The sequence below is a fragment of the Psychrobacter sp. AOP5-GZ1-6 genome (assembly GCF_052376345.1).
GTDB lineage: Bacteria > Pseudomonadota > Gammaproteobacteria > Pseudomonadales > Moraxellaceae > Psychrobacter.
On sequence record NZ_JBQSVP010000407.1, the window covers coordinates 1 to 236 of the forward strand.

Genomic DNA, 236 nt, shown 5'->3' on the forward strand with positions numbered 1-236 from the left:
ATAACGGCTATGGCAGTGACCAATGTCGCTGAGGTGCTGACTGCAAGGAAGGTATCCGTCAGTAAGCCTTTATATCTGCGTTTGACCCGGTTTTTGGCAGCACTGCCAGCAATCAAGGTCATGATGGTCAAAATAAGAAGTACTTCATACCATTGTTTACGTGCAAAAATCCAAGCCAATATCAAACCGATGAAACTAAGCTGCACCACCGTGCGAATCGCAGCGGTTAATAGTAT

General features: G+C 45.3%; 1 protein-coding gene. It reads right to left on the reverse strand.

From position 1 onward, the window contains the following. The coding region (locus ACT3RN_RS16390; protein WP_444518914.1) for an ABC transporter permease at window positions 1-236 on the reverse strand (236 nt) is incomplete at both ends.